This is a genomic window from Acinetobacter calcoaceticus, from assembly GCF_900520355.1.
Taxonomy (GTDB): domain Bacteria; phylum Pseudomonadota; class Gammaproteobacteria; order Pseudomonadales; family Moraxellaceae; genus Acinetobacter; species Acinetobacter calcoaceticus_C.
Genome location: NZ_LS999521.1, coordinates 1,867,452 through 1,883,290, shown reverse-complemented (window position 1 = coordinate 1,883,290; position 15,839 = coordinate 1,867,452). Strand labels below are relative to the sequence as shown.

Genomic DNA, 15,839 nt, shown 5'->3' with positions numbered 1-15,839 from the left:
AGTTAAAAAGCAGCACTTGATTTTCAGGTCCTATCAAGTGCTGCTAGGTTGAAATCATTGCTTAAGGATACTTTAGCTTGAATTTTCTATGGCTCTATCTTGGATATTTTCAGTTTTCTGGACGAGTCACAATTGGAAAACCATTGCTAGACTTTTTAAATAAAGAAAAGAACTTGCCAATTTTTAACGGATTGCCCTTTATTTCGCTGTCCTTAGAAAATAAAACTTTCGAAGCATCAACTTCACCAGTAATTAACTTTAAATATAAAAGTTTAGTCAGTTTCAACGTTGGGCAGTTTGTAGGTAACCGATCACTGTCATATTTATCAAAGAGCATGACCGAGTTTTCAATCCGTAATGAAAAATTTTCTTGTGTATCAGTCAAAACTAAGTTCATACACTGATTTTCATTTTTTAAATTTTCAACATCCAGATTGGTTGCCATCGCTTCAAGAAATCTTTCAGTCGGCGTATGAATAAGTAAACCTAAACGACCAGAGGTATTCTTAACTGGAGTAACGCCTTGTAATTCTTGTGCACCCGATAAATAGAAATTACGCCAAGTCGCAGCTTCAGCTGAATATCCTAATTGTCGATAAGTTTTTGCCAGCAATTCTTTGGCTTGAAAATTCTTTGGGTTATTAAATACTAAATGTTTTAGAACTTCCACAGCCCATCTGTATTCAGCCTTGTCATAAGCTTGCTGAGCATTTTTCAAAGCATTCGCCTCTCCACCTGCCAGTTCAATATATTTCTTTGCAGCATCTTTAGGTGATAAAGGGTCTAAATTTGATGGGTTGGCATCAAACCAGCCCATGTAGTATTGATATACAGCCTTCGTATTATGTTTTAAAGTTCCATAATAGCCGTGAGCATATAGCTTTTGGTCTAACTCAGGCGGCAGTTTAATCTTCTCTGCAATTTCAGCACCATTTAAACCAGAATTCATATAACGAACTGTTTGATCATGAATGAATTTATAGACATCTCTTTGTGTCTTAATAAATTCTTGAATATTTTGTTGACCCCAAACTGGCCAATGATGTTGGGCAATAAAAACTTCTGAGTTTTGGGTTTGCTCTAAAGCTTGATTAAGATAACCGACCCATTTTAAAGTATCGCGTACTTTAGCCCCTCTTAGAGTATAAAGATTATGTAACGTGTGGGAGAGAATCTCTGCGCCGTTATAAAGTTTAAGTGAAGGAATGGAAAAAGTTAATTCTGACGGCGCTTCTGAACTTGGAACGTTATAGAATACAAAATCTAAACCATCGATATTCAATTTTTGTTCTTTCTGCATAATCAACTGATTCGGTTCTAAAATTCCGATTTGTCCGACTGCTACAGCTTTACCTAAACCATTATCAACCAAACCTTCTGTATTTTTAGGTAAATATGTACCATACATGTAGGTTGCTCGACGAGTCATGGCGGGTCCTGCCATAATGTTCTCACTGGTCGCTTCTTCCATAAATCCTTCAGGAGCAACAATGGGTATGTTTCTTTGCTTTAATTCTTCAGCAGAGATAACGCCGAGAGCCCCACCAAAATGATCAATATGGCTATGCGTAAAAACAATCGCTGAAATTTTCTGGTCACCTAAATGCTGTCTTGCAAATTTAATAGCCGCTTCAGCAGTTTCCTTAGATGTTAACGTGTCAACAATGATCCAGCCTGTATTACCCTGAATGATGGTCATGTTTGCCAGATCAAAGCCTCGAACTTGCCAGACACGATCGGTAACCTTAAACAAACCAACATTATTATTTAATTTTGCTTGTCTCCACAGGCTTGGATTTACAGTATCGGGAGCTTGACCTTTAATAAAATTAAATGCATCAAAATCCCAAATCACATCTCCTTGCTCATTTTTTATTTGGCCAGTAGGTTTAGCGATGAAACCCTTTTCAGCATTCTTAAATTCATCAGCATCTTGTAGATTGTACTTACTACTGTAAGAGGCATTTGAGTCAATAACCGCCTTCTCTACTTTATTTTCAGCAAATGCATTGAGCGAAAGAACAGATAATAATGAGACCGTTAGTACTTTAATTTTCATAATATTTCCTTAATATTTTATATACTTTTCATCCCTTAAAGATGGGGAATATTTTTATTGAATTAGAACTTTTTAGCGTACTAAAGAAAAAACCAATCTTTCATTAAAAGATTGGTTGATTTTCTTTATATCTAGATTTTAAGAACATCCCTTTGTTTCAAAGGCGTCTTTAGAGGTGTAACGAATATCTGGTAAATAATCACCCATTACTACTTTTTCTTCACCTGGTACTTTCACCTTCTGAACGGCGTGAGCAAAGGCATTATCAGGTAATAAATTACGCATAATAAATAAACCAAAATCTGAGTGACCGAAAGCTTTACCATCTTCAGCTGTATAACCTGAACCACGAGGGCTTAGCTCAAGGAAATATACCCCACACTCTTCTCGTGCATTCGCTGGTCGATCTTCTGGTAACGAAGCAACAATGGTATAGAAACCGTCTTTATCTACTTTTTGAATATTTTCGTCATAGAGACAATAATTTGTCGCAGTTGAAATCACTTCATTTGTACAAATTGACCAATAACGTACATCTGTTTTTTGAACAAACTGATCATTATTAAAAGTTTTTTCTGTAGTTGGAACTTTACCTCGAAGTTCTATCACTTTACCTAATCGTCTACTTACCGCTGCATAAACATATTCATTGTCAGGTGTAGCCCAATAACCCAGTTTAGGGGTGACCGCCAAACCTTCACATTTATCGATAGGCTGTTTTGTAATAGGGTCGAATTTATAAATACATTTAAAGCTATCTAAGGCACTAAAGGCTTTGTACCATTTTGGTTCCTGTTGTGCAGGAAAACCCTCATATCTATTTTGGTTAAATGCATCTACAGTATTTTTTAATGGCATTGTTGATATACGATCAATCGGTGCTTTTTTTACTTGTAGAACATTACAAACATCTTGACCCTTTTTAACTTCCCCATTTGCAAGTTGAACTTTAAATCGAGGGAAACTCACATTTCCTTTAATATCCATGTTTTTATTGGGTACATATACACGATATAAAATGGCAACTTTGCCATCAACTGTTTTAGGGGCATACAACGTATTACTTAAAGGATTTGTTGGTAAATCTCCTAATTGCAATTGTGCTGAGTAGCTACGCGCTTTGCCCATACGGTTATTCCCGACTACAAACGGGTTGATTGAACCTTGATTTGGTAAAATAGCAGCATCTAATAATGAATTAACTCGCTCACCTTTTGCGGTATAGCTCACCAATGAAAAGTGACGTGAATAAGGATAATCCCCATCAATCATTACTTTTGCACCTTCTGGAACCGTAAATTCTGATGACCAATACGTTACATTAGAATCAGGAAAAGCATAATTTAACGGGTCTTCTCCCGTATGCTGTTTGCTTGTTACAGAATCTTGCCACATGCAATCCGTTAACTCGGCATCTGGATTTACTGGCTTATTTCCCTGAGTAGAATCATCACTATCATTACACGCGCTCAAGCCCACAGAGCCAATAACCGTAAATAATATTGCAATCCTTAACTGATTAAATTTTTCCATAATACTTTTCCATCTTGACCAAGCGATAAAAACTTCATCTCTTGATCTCTTTGTTATATTTCTTAATCTCGAATTTTTTCGAGACCTAATCCATTTAGATTAAAATAATAATCCAACTAGATTAAATATCAAGCTATTTTTATCAACCATGAAGAAAATTATTTTTTAAAATTAAATCAAATGCTTACAAATATTTATTAAAATATCAACACTAGAGAAAAAGTTTGATTACACAAGGGAATAGAGTTCAAACCGTACTGTCTAAACTGGTTCTATAAAAATGTAGGGCGAGATGAAGCAATGCTTGCTCAATGAAAGATAGGAGTTTTTTTAGGCTTATTAATAAAAATGATCTGCTTTAAAACGAATTCCGCCTTCAATATAATCTTTTAGATATTTAGCGAGTAGTTTATGGTCTTTAACCTCTGTGGGCCAAAAATGCTCAAGACCAATATCACTGATCACATTTAAAATAATATTAAAAGTAAAAAGTACTTTAAGTGAAATCGCATTAGGGTCTGCATCAGGTAAAGCTTGCTGTAATAAATCTACGGCTTTATTGGCAATAGGTACTAAAGTTTTTGCAACAATAACGCGCCCTTCATCTCCGGCACTAATCGTTTTAGAGAAAAATTTGATGTAATGAATTCCGTTATTCTGTAAAAGTATTTTTACCATGGGTTTCATTAAAGCATCTACAACATCAGAAACCTGCACATTATCGGGCGGGATAGCATTTAATAACTCTAAACTATCAATAATATAAGGCTGCATGACATGATCTAATGCAGCCTCCACGAGGCCCCATTTTGACTTAAAGTGGTAATAAAGTGCTGATTTATTTGCAACTCCAGCAGTTTCATTAATTCTTTGTACCGATAGCGTTTCAATATTATTTTGTGAAAAAAGAATGATAGCTGCTTCTATCAATTTTTCTTTAGTTTGTTTACTCATTAGCTTCCACAGTACAAGTTAAAATTAATGGTGTTAACTTAAGAAAATATCCCCATTCTTATGCATTAACCTTTAGAGAAAAAGAATAATCCATATAGATTAAATATCAAGTTGTTTTACTCTTAAATAAGCAAAAAATAAAACTATTCTTACCAACTTTTGAGACCTGAAGTACTTATAAAATTATTTTAACTTCTCATTGTAATTGATATTTTTCAAAAACAGATCAACGGCATATTCAACCCACGAACCAATTTCATTGTCCGATATTATATAGTTAGGATGAGTCAAACACTTAAGATGGGCATCACTTCGTAATAGAGCTAAAAATATATTCGCGGCGATATCCGAAGAAGACTCTAATTCAATTTCACCCTTTTTTGATGATTTCTCAAGATAACCCGCAATAATATTAGCGAGTCTTTGTGGACCAACTTGAAAGAATTTTTCAGATAATTCTGGAAATCTGACCGCTTCTGCAATACATACTCTAAAAAAAGCCAAACCTGAATGCGATAATATAAAACACAAATAAGTTTTCCCCATTTCAGTTAAAGCAGAACGTAGGTTTTTGGCTTTTGTCTCGACTAAAATAATTTGTTCTTGCATGTTGGTGCATTGCCGTTCAATCACGGCAGCAAACATCACTTCTTTATTTTTATAACAACCATACATGGTGGCTTTTGAAACGCCCGCTTCTTTTTGAATCATGTCTGTTGTTGTGCCACTAAAACCATGAGTCAGAAAAAACTTTGTTGCTGCATCCAGAATTTTTTGATCTTTTTCATTAGCTTTCGTTGAACCAGACATATAGACCTTATAAAAATTTTAGCGACTTCGTTTGTAGTGTAACTCATCGAAAAGTTCAAAATCGAGAATTGACGGCAATTTAATTAGAGAGTACAGTACCGATCGGTACAGTACAATAAATATCTGCTCCGTGCAATGAATTGATGTTTAAGATTTAAGGTAAAAGATGAATACAAAGCCACTCATCGGTTTAGCAGGTGCAATATTTGCTGCAATGACTGTCGAATTTAATAACCGAATTACCAGCATTACCTTAGTCGACATACGTGGAGCTATGGGCATTAGTGTCGACTCGGGTTATTGGGTCAACAGTATTTATGCCAGCGCCATGATTATTGGCATGATACTTTCGACCAGTTGGGCGGTCATTTTTTCTATGCGGAGAGTTCTTCTTTTTGCCATAGGGCTTTGCCTCTTCTCTAGCGTTTTAATTCCTTTTAGTCCCAATATTGAAATATTTTATTTATTACGCGCCCTACAAGGTCTAGCCAATGGTTTAACCATTCCTTTGCTCATGGCCTGTGCGCTCAGATTTCTGGGGCCAGATATTCGACTATGGGGCTTAGCCTGCTACGCATTAACTGCGACTTTCTTTCCCAACTTAAGTGCTGCACTTTCTGCCTTTTATTTAGATGTGCTGGGTTGGAAGATGATTTTCTTTCAAACCATTCCTTTTTGTGCCTTAAGCGCTGCGTTGGTTTATTTTGGTATTCCTCAAGACCCTTTAAATTATTCAAGAATAAAAACTTACGATTGGACAGGCGCTACTTTAGCGATTATTAGCTTGGCAAGCCTGAGTACTATGTTATTGCATGGCAATCATCTAGATTGGTTCCACTCTAAATTGATTAGTGTATTGGCGTTAATAAGTGCCATTACATTACCGTTATTTTTCATACATGAATGGCGTTCTCCATCCCCATTAGTTAAACCGCAAATGCTCGAAATACGAAATTTTGCTTATGCCATTTTTGCACTGTTTTGCTTTGTGATTATTGGGATGTCGACAAGTACATTACCGCTCAATTACCTGAGTGCTGTACACGGCTATAAACCGACTCAAACCATGTGGATTGGTTTACAAATTGCGGCATTACAATTTATCTATATTCCCATTGTGGTTAAGCTTTTAAATCAAGCTTGGGTCGACAGCCGCTATGTGCATGGCTTTGGTTTGCTTCTGGTGATTGCAGGCTGCCTAGGTGCAAGCCAACTCGATACAACATGGAACCAAGATCAGTTCTATTTTTGGCATGCAATTTCATGTTTAGGGCAAACCTGTGTAGTGCTCTCGTTACTCATGATGGGTACAAATAGCGTACATCCAACCATGGCAATTTATGCTTCACCGATGATTAATACCCCGCGAGCCATTAGTGGCGTACTTGGTGTTTGTATTTTGGATTGGGTGAACCGAGTACGTGGTGAATATCACTCAACACGACTGATTGAAAATACAGCCCAACATGTTTTTCAAAATATTCAAGGCCCTGTCATTAATCCACTTACCCCACCTGTACTGACTGAAAATGGCGCAGAACGGGTTTCAGGCGGTTTATCGGCCTTAAATTCTGCGATTCAAGCGCAGCAATCTGTTTTAGTCATTAGCGATCAATATCTGATTTTGGCCGGACTTACAGCAATTTTGTTCATTGTTATGCTGATTTTGCCCGTTAGAACTTACCCGCCACGTATTGCTCTCATTAAGTTAATGAATAGTCATAACTCAGGAAAATCTTTATGAGTACTCTCGAAGCCCAAGATACCACCCACACTGAACCACCCAAGTTAACAAAGGTGCAATATCTCAAAAAGCATTGGGTTATGGTTATCGCATTCATTATTGTTTTAGCATCCATTTTGTGGGTTTTAAAACTTATCTTTTTACCCTCATCGATTATTGAAACAGACGATGCGCGTGTGGATGTAGAGTACTCAACCATTGCCCCAAAAGTGTCTGGTAATATTGAAGAAATTTATATTAAAGATCATCAGACTGTAAAAAAATGGCAACTTTTAGCACGCATTGATCCACGTGATTATCAAGCTGCTTTGGCTGAAGCCGAATCTAATTATGCAAAGGCACAAGCTGACTTAAGCGAAGCCCTGTTAGCCGTTGAAAGACAACCGACAGTTATTCGGGAAACAGAGGCTCAGCTTAGAAAAGTAGAAGCTGGAATTAAACTCACAAAAGATAATACGGCGCGGTATGAACAATTACAGGCGCTCGGTGCCGAGTCGAGATTAATTACACAGCAGTCAAAAACCACATTGACCGAACAATATGCTGACTTAGACAGCAGCAAAGAAAAAGTAATAGACGCTCAATATCAACTCAACCAATACAAGATTCAGGTACAAGCGAAACAAGCTGCCCTTAAACAAGCACAAGCCGCACTTGATAAAGCAAAACTAAATTTAAGCTATACAGAAGTTCGAGCACCTATTGATGGCATGATTGGTCAAAAGTCTGCCAACGTCGGTAACTTTGTTGGCGCTGGTAATCCATTAATGGTTGTTGTGCCTTTAAATCAAGTCTACGTAGAAGCGAACTTTCGTGAAATTGAGTTAAAACAAATCAAAATCGGACAACCAGTTAAAGTGTATGTCGATGCTTATAATACTGAATTAAAAGGTGTGGTAGACAGCTTCTCTCCATCTACTGGCGCATTTTTCTCTCCAATCTCTGCAACCAATGCGACTGGTAACTTTACTAAAATTGTTCAGCGCCTTCCATTACGCATCAAACTTGTTGAAAATCAAAAAGACGTTAAATTATTACGTCCTGGTTTATCTGTTTTAGTTTCTGTGGATACAACTCAGAAATAACTCACTTTTATTTTGGGATAAGAGAAAAAAGAGACCATTTACGGTCTCTTTTTTAATTATAAGCAATCTAATTTTTAAAATAATTAATCTAAATTTATGGCAACCGCTCTGGTTGCTTTACGCTTTCGCGTGACGACCAACCCACAAACAACCACCACCAAAGTTACGCCCAAAGATAAAGTCGTTTCATAACTATAGGCTGGTGATAAGAACATATAACCTAAAACGGTCATAATGACTAAAATCACAAACCAAGTTAACCATGGGAATAACCACATTTTAAAAGATACGGCTGTGCCCTCTTTTTCCCATTTATGTCTTAAGCGTAATTGTGAAAATGCAATCACCAAATACACCAGTAACGCAATTGAGCCTGTGGTTGAGAGCAAGAACCCAAAGACTTGGCCTGGAAACATATAGTTGACAGCACAGCAGACGACTCCAACCAAAGTAGATAAAAATACAGCCGAAGTCGGTACACCTGCTCCATTAATTTTTGTCACAACTTTTGGGGCTTCCTGACGGGTACCCAAAGCAAATAACATGCGAGATGAGGTATAAACCGCCGCATTCATACAACTTGCAACCGCAATAAATACCACGGCATCCATAATCAGTTTAGTTTCTGGAACATGTAGGCTCATCAATACAAACTGAAAAGTTCCAAACTTTTGTAAATCTGGTGAACGCCAATCGACCAAAGCAACCGCAAGAAAAATCGAAACGACAAAGAATAAAATAATTCGATAAAGCACCAAATTGGTTGCACGTTTAATTTTTTCTTCTGGATTTTTTGATTCAGCAGCAGCAATAGAAAGAATTTCTATTCCAAAAAATGAAAATGCTGAGATTAAAATGGCCGATACAACTCCGCCCATGCCATGTGGCATAAAACCGCCATTTGAAAATAGATTGCCGACACCACTGACATTTTTGGCTAAAGGCCACATTCCAAATACAGCCATTACCCCAATAATAATGAATACTACAATCGCAAAGACTTTAATCAGCGCAAACCAAAACTCAAATTCACCAAAACTTTTGGTACTAAAAAAATTGGCTAGACTAAGTAAAATAATAAAGGCGAATGCATAAATAGCACTAGAAATTTGCGGGAACCAAGCATGTAAAATTTCAGCACCCGCAATCGCTTCAATTGGAATAACCAGCACCCAAAACCACCAATATAACCATCCGATGGTAAACCCAGCCCAAGGTCCAATTGCCTTACGGGCATATGTAGAAAATGAACCTGTATCGGGCTGCGCTACGGCCATTTCGCCCAGCATGCGCATGACCAGAAAAACTAAAATACTTGTAATTATATAAGCGAGTACAGCGGCAGGGCCTGCTTTTGCAATTGCCGCAGAAGAGCCTACAAATAAACCTGCACCAATAACGCCACCAATACTAATCATGGTGACATGTCGATTAGAAAGTCCTTCACTTAATTTTATTGTTTTATCATTGTTCATATTCGATTCCTTCAAATTAACAAACTGATTTTAAAACCGTCTTAAAAATGTACTTCTCCAACTTGTACAAAACAAAAAAGGGAAAATCAGAGTTTTCCCTTTTATTCATCAATTTAATGTAGGCATAGCAAATTGTTTAGATTCACGAAGCTGAGTTGAAGGCCAACGCTGCGTAATAGTTTTACGGCGTGTATAAAAACGCACACCATCTGGCCCGTAAGCATATAAATCACCAAACAATGAACGTTTCCAACCACCAAAACTATGATATGCAACTGGTACAGGTAACGGCACATTGACCCCGACCATCCCCACTTGAATATTGTTGGTAAAATAGCGTGCGGCTTCACCATCACGAGTATAGATACAAGTACCATTGCCATATTCGTGGTCATTAATGAGCTGCATTGCATCTTGCATGGTTTTGACACGAATGACCTGTAAAACAGGACCAAAGATTTCTTGCTGGTAACTGGTCATGTTTGGTGTGACTTGATCAATTAAAGTTGGTCCAACAAAGAAGCCTTGTTCATAGCCTGCTGGTTTCGCATCACGGCCATCTACCACAATTTTTGCGCCCTGCTGTTCTGCACTTTGAATATAGGCCTGCACTTTATCTTTATGTGCTTGGGTAATCAGTGGGCCAAAATCATTGCTTGCATCTGCATAGTGACCGAACTTCAATTTTTTCATTTCTTGAGTTAACTTATCAATCACGACATCAGCAACTTCATCACCAATTGCGACAGCCACAGACAACGCCATACAGCGTTCACCTGAAGAACCAAATGCCGCACCTAACAAAGAAGTTACGACGTTATCAATATCGGCATCCGGCATAATAATCGCGTGGTTTTTTGCCCCACCTAACGCTTGGCAACGTTTGCCCGTGGATGTTGCGGTACGATAAATATATTCGGCAATTGGTGTTGAACCCACAAAGCTAACCGCCTGAATTTTTGGATGATGCAATAAAGCATCTACCGCTTCTTTATCCCCATTCACCACATTAAACACGCCGTCAGGTAAACCTGCCTGTTTTAATAATTCTGCAAGGTATAAAACTACAGAAGGCGCTTTTTCAGAAGGTTTTAAAATAAAGCAGTTACCGCAGACCAACGCCATTGGGAACATCCATAAAGCGACCATGGCTGGGAAGTTAAATGGTGTAATACCAGCCACAACACCTAACGGTTGGAACTCGCTCCATGAGTCGATATCTGGACCGACATTTTTTGAATATTCCCCTTTTAAAAGCTCTGGTGCGCCGCAAGCATATTCAACATTTTCAATGCCACGTTGTAGTTCGCCTTGAGCATCATGAGAAATTTTACCGTGCTCTTGCCCAATCAAAGCACAAATCTTTTCGGCATTTTGTTCTAATAATTGTTTGAACTTAAACATGACACGTGCACGTTTAATGACTGGCGTATCTCGCCATGCAGGAAAAGCTTGTTCGGCTACCTGAACGGACTCATTCACTGTTTTTGCATCAGCAATTTCAACTTCTTTACTCATTTCACCCGTTGCAGGATTGTAAACTGGCTGTTTTTTTGCCGATTTAGATACAATTCTTCCTTGTATGAAATGCCCTAGCACTTTTTTGGCTTGTTCGCTATGCGTACTATTTTCAGTTAAAACTTCGTCATAGCTAAAATTTTCTAGGCCATTTGTCATTGTTGTTACTCCTTACACAATCGGTTTGCAGATCAAACTGTATTTTTCATTTAGATGTTGAAGAGCATCCATTGAATTTATAGATACCCATAAAATGTCTATATGCCTTAATTCACTTGGTGCAGTGCATCGCCCACGGCATTCATTAAGCGGTCAATATCTGCCTCAGTGCTGTTGAACATTGGACCAAACTGAAGCGTGTCGCCTCCGAAGCGTACATAAAATCCCTCTTTCCAGAGTTTCATACCCAGCTCAAAGCCTCGAATGGTGGCATCGCCATCACGTGGCGCTAATTGCACAGCACCAATCAGCCCGCAGTTGCGTATATCAATAATGTTTGGAGCGCCTTTTAACTCATGTAAGAGTTTTTCAAAGCTTGGAGCCAATGCAGCCGATTGATGGATTAAATTTTTCTTTTCTAAAACATCGAGTGTTGCTAAAGCAGCCGCACAAGCCACCGGATGCGCCGAATAGGTATAGCCATGGGTAAACTCGACAGCATGTTCAGGTAAGTCTTGCTGCATAAAAGCGTCATAAATTTCATGACTTGCGACCACACCACCGAGTGGAATAGCGCCGTTGGTAATTTGTTTGGCAAAATTTAAAATATCTGGCGTAACATCAAAATATTCTGAAGCCGTCCACGTCCCCATGCGCCCGAATCCCGTAATGACTTCATCAAAAATCAGCAAGATATCGTGTTGATCGCAGATTTCTCTTAAGCGTTTTAAATAACCAGTCGGCGGTACAATACACCCAGCAGAACCTGAAACTGGTTCTACAATGACCGCGGCAATATTCGATGCGTCATGTAACTCAATTAACTTAAGCATTTCATTGGCAAGCTCTACACCACCAGTTTCAGCACAGCCTTTAGTGAAACTTAAATCGGGCTGTAAGGTATGCGGTAAATGGTCTACATCCATGAGCTGACCAAACATTTTACGGTTACCGCCGATACCACCAAGGCTGGTTCCCGCAACGTTGACCCCATGATAGCCACGTGCGCGCCCAATCAGCTTGGTTTTGCTTGGTTTGCCTTTAATTCGCCAATAGGCACGCGCCATTTTAATTGCGGTGTCGGCAGACTCTGAACCTGAGTCAGTAAAAAACACATGCTGCAATTTTTCAGGCATATATTGAATAATTCGTTCAGCTAATTGAAACGACAATGGGTGCCCAAACTGAAAAGCTGGTGAGTAGTCGAGTTGACCTAATTGAGCACTTACCGCTTGCTGAATTTCAGGCAAGGTATGACCTGCACCACAAGTCCATAAACCTGAAAGTGAGTCATAAATTTCACGGCCCGAATCATCAATCAGATATGACCCTTTTGCGCCCACAATCATACGCGGGTCTTTAGCAAAGTTTCGATTTGCAGAAAAAGGCATCCAGTGTGCCTGATAATTTATGTGCATATTATTATTGGTTTGAACCGCGTCCAAAGTATGCTCAGAATCGCTGAATTTATCCGTATCAAACATAACCATTCCTGTTTATTTTCAAATTATGGTTTGAGTGTACATAGCGTGATAAGTTTGATAAATTCAAATTATCTTGAGTTTAGATTTAAAAAACAAAACTAAATGAAGCCTAAAAAATTAAATCAAGTCACTAATTTTGATATAAAACTTCTCAAAATATTTAAAACGGTTTGCGACTGTCATAGCTTTACGTCTGCCGAAAGTATTCTTGGCATTAGTCGCTCTGCAATTAGTTTGCATATGAGCGATTTAGAAAATCGTCTGGGTATTCGGCTGTGCCAACGTGGCCGCGCAGGTTTTGCCCTTACCGATGAAGGACGGGAAATTTTAGAATATATCGAAGTACTCACAGCAGCGATTGAAGACTTTCGCTCTAAAGTGAATCAAATGCATAATCGCCTTAAGGGTGAATTTAATATTGGAATTATTAATAACCTTGTGACTATGCCTAGAGGCTATATCACCAACACCTTGACTCAACTTGCTGAAGAGCACTCCGAAGTTATTATTAATATTAGTATGAGTACCTTGTCAGATATTGAGTGCCGTGTGCTAGACAACCGTTTGCATGCGGGTGTTATTCCTCTTGTTACTCCGCTGTCTGGCCTAGATTATTTTGATTTATATAGCGAAAGTTCATTTTTATATTGCGGTAAAAACCATCCATTGTTTGGCCAGTGCAGCAAGATGGACTTAGATGAGTTAAAAAAATGGCAAGCAGTGCTTCCTAATTATGCGATCACATCAGAAGCAGCCAAGTTGCACCAGCTTTTAGATTGTAAAGCGACAGCAAGTGACCGTGAAGGGATTGCATTTCTGATTTTAACTGGAAAATTTTTAGGCTTTTTACCCGACCACTACGCAAAAAAATGGGTTGAAGATGGGTTCATGCAAGCTGTTTCAAAGGAAAAAATGCATTACAGCACACCTATATGCTTAATTACTCACAAAGGCAAAAACCACAATAATATTTTAAAAACTTTCATGGAAATGCTTGAGAAGCGAGTCCTTGGGAATTAAGAAATTAGTTAACAGGTCATGTCTTCAGATAAAAAAATACTTTAATTCTTTTTAATTTCAGTATCACTAAGTTCAATTTTAAACGGTTGCGTTAGATACATGCGGTCTATATTTATATTGGTTATTGGCTTGAAATGGGCTTCCTTTACAGCCTTAAGTATTTTCTCATCTAAATCTTTAAATCCACTGCTTTTTTTTAAATATTCCTCATGTCGTCCATCTTTGTAAAGCTCAATCAAAACTTCAGCATACGCATATTTCGGTTCAGGATTTAAATCATTTTTATCTTCAGCAAAAACAATGGTATTTGAGAGAGCAAAAACCAAAAATAATAAAATAGCTTTCATAATATGTGATTTTCTTTATTCATCAAAGTTATACGTTATAAGCTTAACATCATTTATAACCAGCAATAAGATAGACTTATAAGATCTACTATTTAAACATAACTCTCATTTCTCTAATGTATATTTAAGATCATCTGGTGTTTACAAATTACTTTGTAGAATAAATTTCACCCAATAAAAAGAGCACCTAAGTGCTCTTTTGATCTTATTGATTTTTGGATAAGGCAAAATTTATTGCCCTATCATATGCCTGTTCTTGTAGCTCAGTATATACATAGAAATCCTGTTCTGCCTTGGTAACAGGATTAATGAGTTTCATTGCTTCATAACTATGAGTATTTAAATCATTTGGATCAACATCAAATGCTTCTAATTGCTGCTCTCGCCACTCGCCACTTAGAACACCACCCACACAAAGCCATTTTGTTGAATTGTCTGACATATATAGTCCTTATTATTGGAGGTGCTTTTATACCATATCACGACGACCTTTAATTCAGTTTAATTTATCATTCCATCAAAAGAAAAAGTCCCGTGTAGGAGCTGTGTAGCTAAGTTTTTTAGTTCTTGTTGGCAACTAAATTTAATGTACTTTAGATTTAATACATTTTTCTTTAAGCTCTTCCAAAGCTGACAGTAAGATCGGAGCACCCATCATGCTTCTATTGTGCATTCTTTTAGCAGAATGCCAAGACCAAATCAAAGCGGGCTTCCTGTGCATAAGACGTTCGGCTAATTAAAATCACCCATTAAAAAACCCACCGAAGTGGGTCATGTTTACTCTATATAATAGCTGTTGCCATCGGAACTGTTGAAAACCAAATTTAAAGTAGGGTAAATACATTCACCTTTTAACAAAATATATTCAACTTTGGGTCTCTGAACTCTAGATGAATGACTGATTTTATTAGTATTTACTTCTGTATAGTTTGCCTGCGCTTTTTTTTCTTTACCTTGGAAATCAATAATTGTAATGTCTTTTAGCATTAATATGCTCCAATTTAATCCTACATATTATGCCCAACGATATTTTTATACTATCAATATTTTGTAGGCAACTAGATTGAATTAATTTTTAAAACTTTATTAATCCCATATCTTGAGAAAATTTATATATGTGTGCTTTATGTACCCCTACTTGAAAGTTGGATACCGTAATTTCAAAATTTAAAGGATAAGACTCAACAGGTTATATATAATTGATTTTATTTATGAAATAAGTCGTCGAGATAAAGATCTTTTCTAGGACATATCAACACATATAAGTCTTACAACTACCGTAATGTAAAGGCTTTTAAAGCGTACTATGAACACTCCCTAGTGAAGATAAGAAGATAAAAATGACAGGTTTTAAAAGTTTTTCTCAAAATACAACTAACCACGCCAATATCATTAAAGCTCAAATGAACAAGCATTCTGCATCAACACCACCTACTGAAACTCAGCCTTCACAAGTTCCAGGCACTGTAAAAGATCTGCCTGAGAATAATGAACAACCTGATCCTAATAACAAATAATTTCTTATTAACAGTGCTTTGGAAGTTATTTTGAGGCTCTGCTACTATAAAGAATAAATTAGTGCACTGATTTACTCTACTATTAATTACTTTTATCAATTTGATTTGTTTAGTTATTTAAGAAATTGCAGCCA

Annotated in this window: 14 protein-coding genes; 4 read left to right on the top strand and 10 right to left on the bottom strand. The window is 37.4% G+C overall.

Annotated features, from left to right (window positions below; all coding sequences use genetic code 11):
• Window positions 1-109: 109 nt before the first annotated feature.
• The 4 genes from AC2117_RS09020 to AC2117_RS09005 form a co-directional block, all read right to left on the bottom strand.
• Complete coding sequence (locus AC2117_RS09020; RefSeq protein WP_133973508.1) at window positions 110-2,059, bottom strand: alkyl/aryl-sulfatase; 1,950 nt, start codon at window positions 2,057-2,059, stop codon at window positions 110-112.
• 138 nt (window positions 2,060-2,197) lie between these two features.
• Window positions 2,198-3,592 carry a hypothetical protein gene (locus AC2117_RS09015; protein WP_133973506.1) on the bottom strand — a complete coding sequence of 465 codons (1,395 nt, stop codon included), beginning with the start codon at window positions 3,590-3,592 and terminating at the stop codon, window positions 2,198-2,200.
• Window positions 3,593-3,931: 339 nt separating this feature from the next.
• Window positions 3,932-4,546, bottom strand: a complete 615-nt coding sequence (locus AC2117_RS09010; protein WP_133973504.1) for a TetR/AcrR family transcriptional regulator — start codon at window positions 4,544-4,546, stop codon at window positions 3,932-3,934.
• A gap of 183 nt (window positions 4,547-4,729) precedes the next feature.
• Complete coding sequence (locus tag AC2117_RS09005; protein WP_133973502.1) at window positions 4,730-5,356, bottom strand: TetR/AcrR family transcriptional regulator; 627 nt, start codon at window positions 5,354-5,356, stop codon at window positions 4,730-4,732.
• Window positions 5,357-5,522: 166 nt separating this feature from the next.
• On the opposite strand from AC2117_RS09005, the gene AC2117_RS09000 reads away from it, so the two are divergent.
• Both AC2117_RS09000 and AC2117_RS08995 read left to right on the top strand, forming a co-directional pair.
• The gene (locus AC2117_RS09000) at window positions 5,523-7,100 is read left to right on the top strand and encodes an MFS transporter (RefSeq protein ID WP_133973500.1); all 1,578 of its coding nucleotides are present in this window, start codon (window positions 5,523-5,525) and stop codon (window positions 7,098-7,100) included.
• Window positions 7,097-8,185, top strand: coding sequence for an HlyD family secretion protein (locus tag AC2117_RS08995; protein ID WP_133973499.1), 1,089 nt, complete (start codon window positions 7,097-7,099; stop codon window positions 8,183-8,185). The genes AC2117_RS09000 and AC2117_RS08995 overlap by 4 nt, the downstream gene beginning before the upstream one ends.
• 83 nt (window positions 8,186-8,268) lie before the next feature.
• Here the strand turns inward: AC2117_RS08995 and AC2117_RS08990 are convergent, their stop codons facing one another.
• The 3 genes from AC2117_RS08990 to AC2117_RS08980 all read right to left on the bottom strand — a co-directional run bounded on the left by AC2117_RS08990 (window position 8,269) and on the right by AC2117_RS08980 (window position 12,827).
• Window positions 8,269-9,660, bottom strand: coding sequence for an amino acid permease (locus AC2117_RS08990; protein WP_133973497.1), 1,392 nt, complete (start codon window positions 9,658-9,660; stop codon window positions 8,269-8,271).
• A 108-nt stretch (window positions 9,661-9,768) separates the two neighbouring features.
• Window positions 9,769-11,337 (bottom strand): CoA-acylating methylmalonate-semialdehyde dehydrogenase, encoded by a 1,569-nt coding sequence (locus tag AC2117_RS08985; protein ID WP_133973495.1) that lies wholly within the window; start codon window positions 11,335-11,337, stop codon window positions 9,769-9,771.
• 107 nt (window positions 11,338-11,444) lie between these two features.
• Window positions 11,445-12,827, bottom strand: a complete 1,383-nt coding sequence (locus AC2117_RS08980; RefSeq protein ID WP_133973493.1) for an aspartate aminotransferase family protein — start codon at window positions 12,825-12,827, stop codon at window positions 11,445-11,447.
• 96 nt (window positions 12,828-12,923) lie between these two features.
• On the opposite strand from AC2117_RS08980, the gene AC2117_RS08975 reads away from it, so the two are divergent.
• A complete protein-coding gene (locus AC2117_RS08975) occupies window positions 12,924-13,841 on the top strand; it encodes a LysR family transcriptional regulator (protein WP_133973491.1) in 918 nt (305 codons plus the stop codon).
• A 41-nt stretch (window positions 13,842-13,882) separates the two neighbouring features.
• Here the strand turns inward: AC2117_RS08975 and AC2117_RS08970 are convergent, their stop codons facing one another.
• The 3 genes from AC2117_RS08970 to AC2117_RS08960 form a co-directional block, all read right to left on the bottom strand.
• On the bottom strand, window positions 13,883-14,188 hold the full coding sequence (locus tag AC2117_RS08970; RefSeq protein ID WP_133973489.1) for an energy transducer TonB: 306 nt from the start codon (window positions 14,186-14,188) through the stop codon (window positions 13,883-13,885).
• A 205-nt stretch (window positions 14,189-14,393) separates the two neighbouring features.
• Window positions 14,394-14,630, bottom strand: coding sequence for a hypothetical protein (locus AC2117_RS08965; protein ID WP_042896241.1), 237 nt, complete (start codon window positions 14,628-14,630; stop codon window positions 14,394-14,396).
• Window positions 14,631-14,965: 335 nt separating this feature from the next.
• Window positions 14,966-15,175 carry a hypothetical protein gene (locus AC2117_RS08960; RefSeq protein ID WP_042896239.1) on the bottom strand — a complete coding sequence of 70 codons (210 nt, stop codon included), beginning with the start codon at window positions 15,173-15,175 and terminating at the stop codon, window positions 14,966-14,968.
• 353 nt (window positions 15,176-15,528) lie between these two features.
• Here AC2117_RS08960 and AC2117_RS18865 point away from each other — a divergent pair, with 353 nt between their 5' ends.
• Window positions 15,529-15,705 (top strand): hypothetical protein, encoded by a 177-nt coding sequence (locus AC2117_RS18865; RefSeq protein WP_171253679.1) that lies wholly within the window; start codon window positions 15,529-15,531, stop codon window positions 15,703-15,705.
• The last annotated feature ends 134 nt before the right edge of the window (window positions 15,706-15,839 follow it).

Bases quoted from the DNA above. Each gene is read 5' to 3' on its own strand.
- AC2117_RS08985 (WP_133973495.1), bottom strand. From the start codon at position 11,337: ATGACAAATGGCCTAGAAAATTTTAGCTATGACGAAGTTTTAACTGAA.
- AC2117_RS09010 (WP_133973504.1), bottom strand. From the start codon at position 4,546: ATGAGTAAACAAACTAAAGAAAAATTGATAGAAGCAGCTATCATTCTT.
- AC2117_RS09005 (WP_133973502.1), bottom strand. From the start codon at position 5,356: ATGTCTGGTTCAACGAAAGCTAATGAAAAAGATCAAAAAATTCTGGAT.
- AC2117_RS08990 (WP_133973497.1), bottom strand. From the start codon at position 9,660: ATGAACAATGATAAAACAATAAAATTAAGTGAAGGACTTTCTAATCGA.
- AC2117_RS09000 (WP_133973500.1), top strand. From the start codon at position 5,523: ATGAATACAAAGCCACTCATCGGTTTAGCAGGTGCAATATTTGCTGCA.
- AC2117_RS18865 (WP_171253679.1), top strand. From the start codon at position 15,529: ATGACAGGTTTTAAAAGTTTTTCTCAAAATACAACTAACCACGCCAAT.
- AC2117_RS08980 (WP_133973493.1), bottom strand. From the start codon at position 12,827: ATGGTTATGTTTGATACGGATAAATTCAGCGATTCTGAGCATACTTTG.
- AC2117_RS08975 (WP_133973491.1), top strand. From the start codon at position 12,924: ATGAAGCCTAAAAAATTAAATCAAGTCACTAATTTTGATATAAAACTT.
- AC2117_RS08970 (WP_133973489.1), bottom strand. From the start codon at position 14,188: ATGAAAGCTATTTTATTATTTTTGGTTTTTGCTCTCTCAAATACCATT.
- AC2117_RS08960 (WP_042896239.1), bottom strand. From the start codon at position 15,175: ATGCTAAAAGACATTACAATTATTGATTTCCAAGGTAAAGAAAAAAAA.
- AC2117_RS08995 (WP_133973499.1), top strand. From the start codon at position 7,097: ATGAGTACTCTCGAAGCCCAAGATACCACCCACACTGAACCACCCAAG.
- AC2117_RS09020 (WP_133973508.1), bottom strand. From the start codon at position 2,059: ATGAAAATTAAAGTACTAACGGTCTCATTATTATCTGTTCTTTCGCTC.
- AC2117_RS08965 (WP_042896241.1), bottom strand. From the start codon at position 14,630: ATGTCAGACAATTCAACAAAATGGCTTTGTGTGGGTGGTGTTCTAAGT.
- AC2117_RS09015 (WP_133973506.1), bottom strand. From the start codon at position 3,592: ATGGAAAAATTTAATCAGTTAAGGATTGCAATATTATTTACGGTTATT.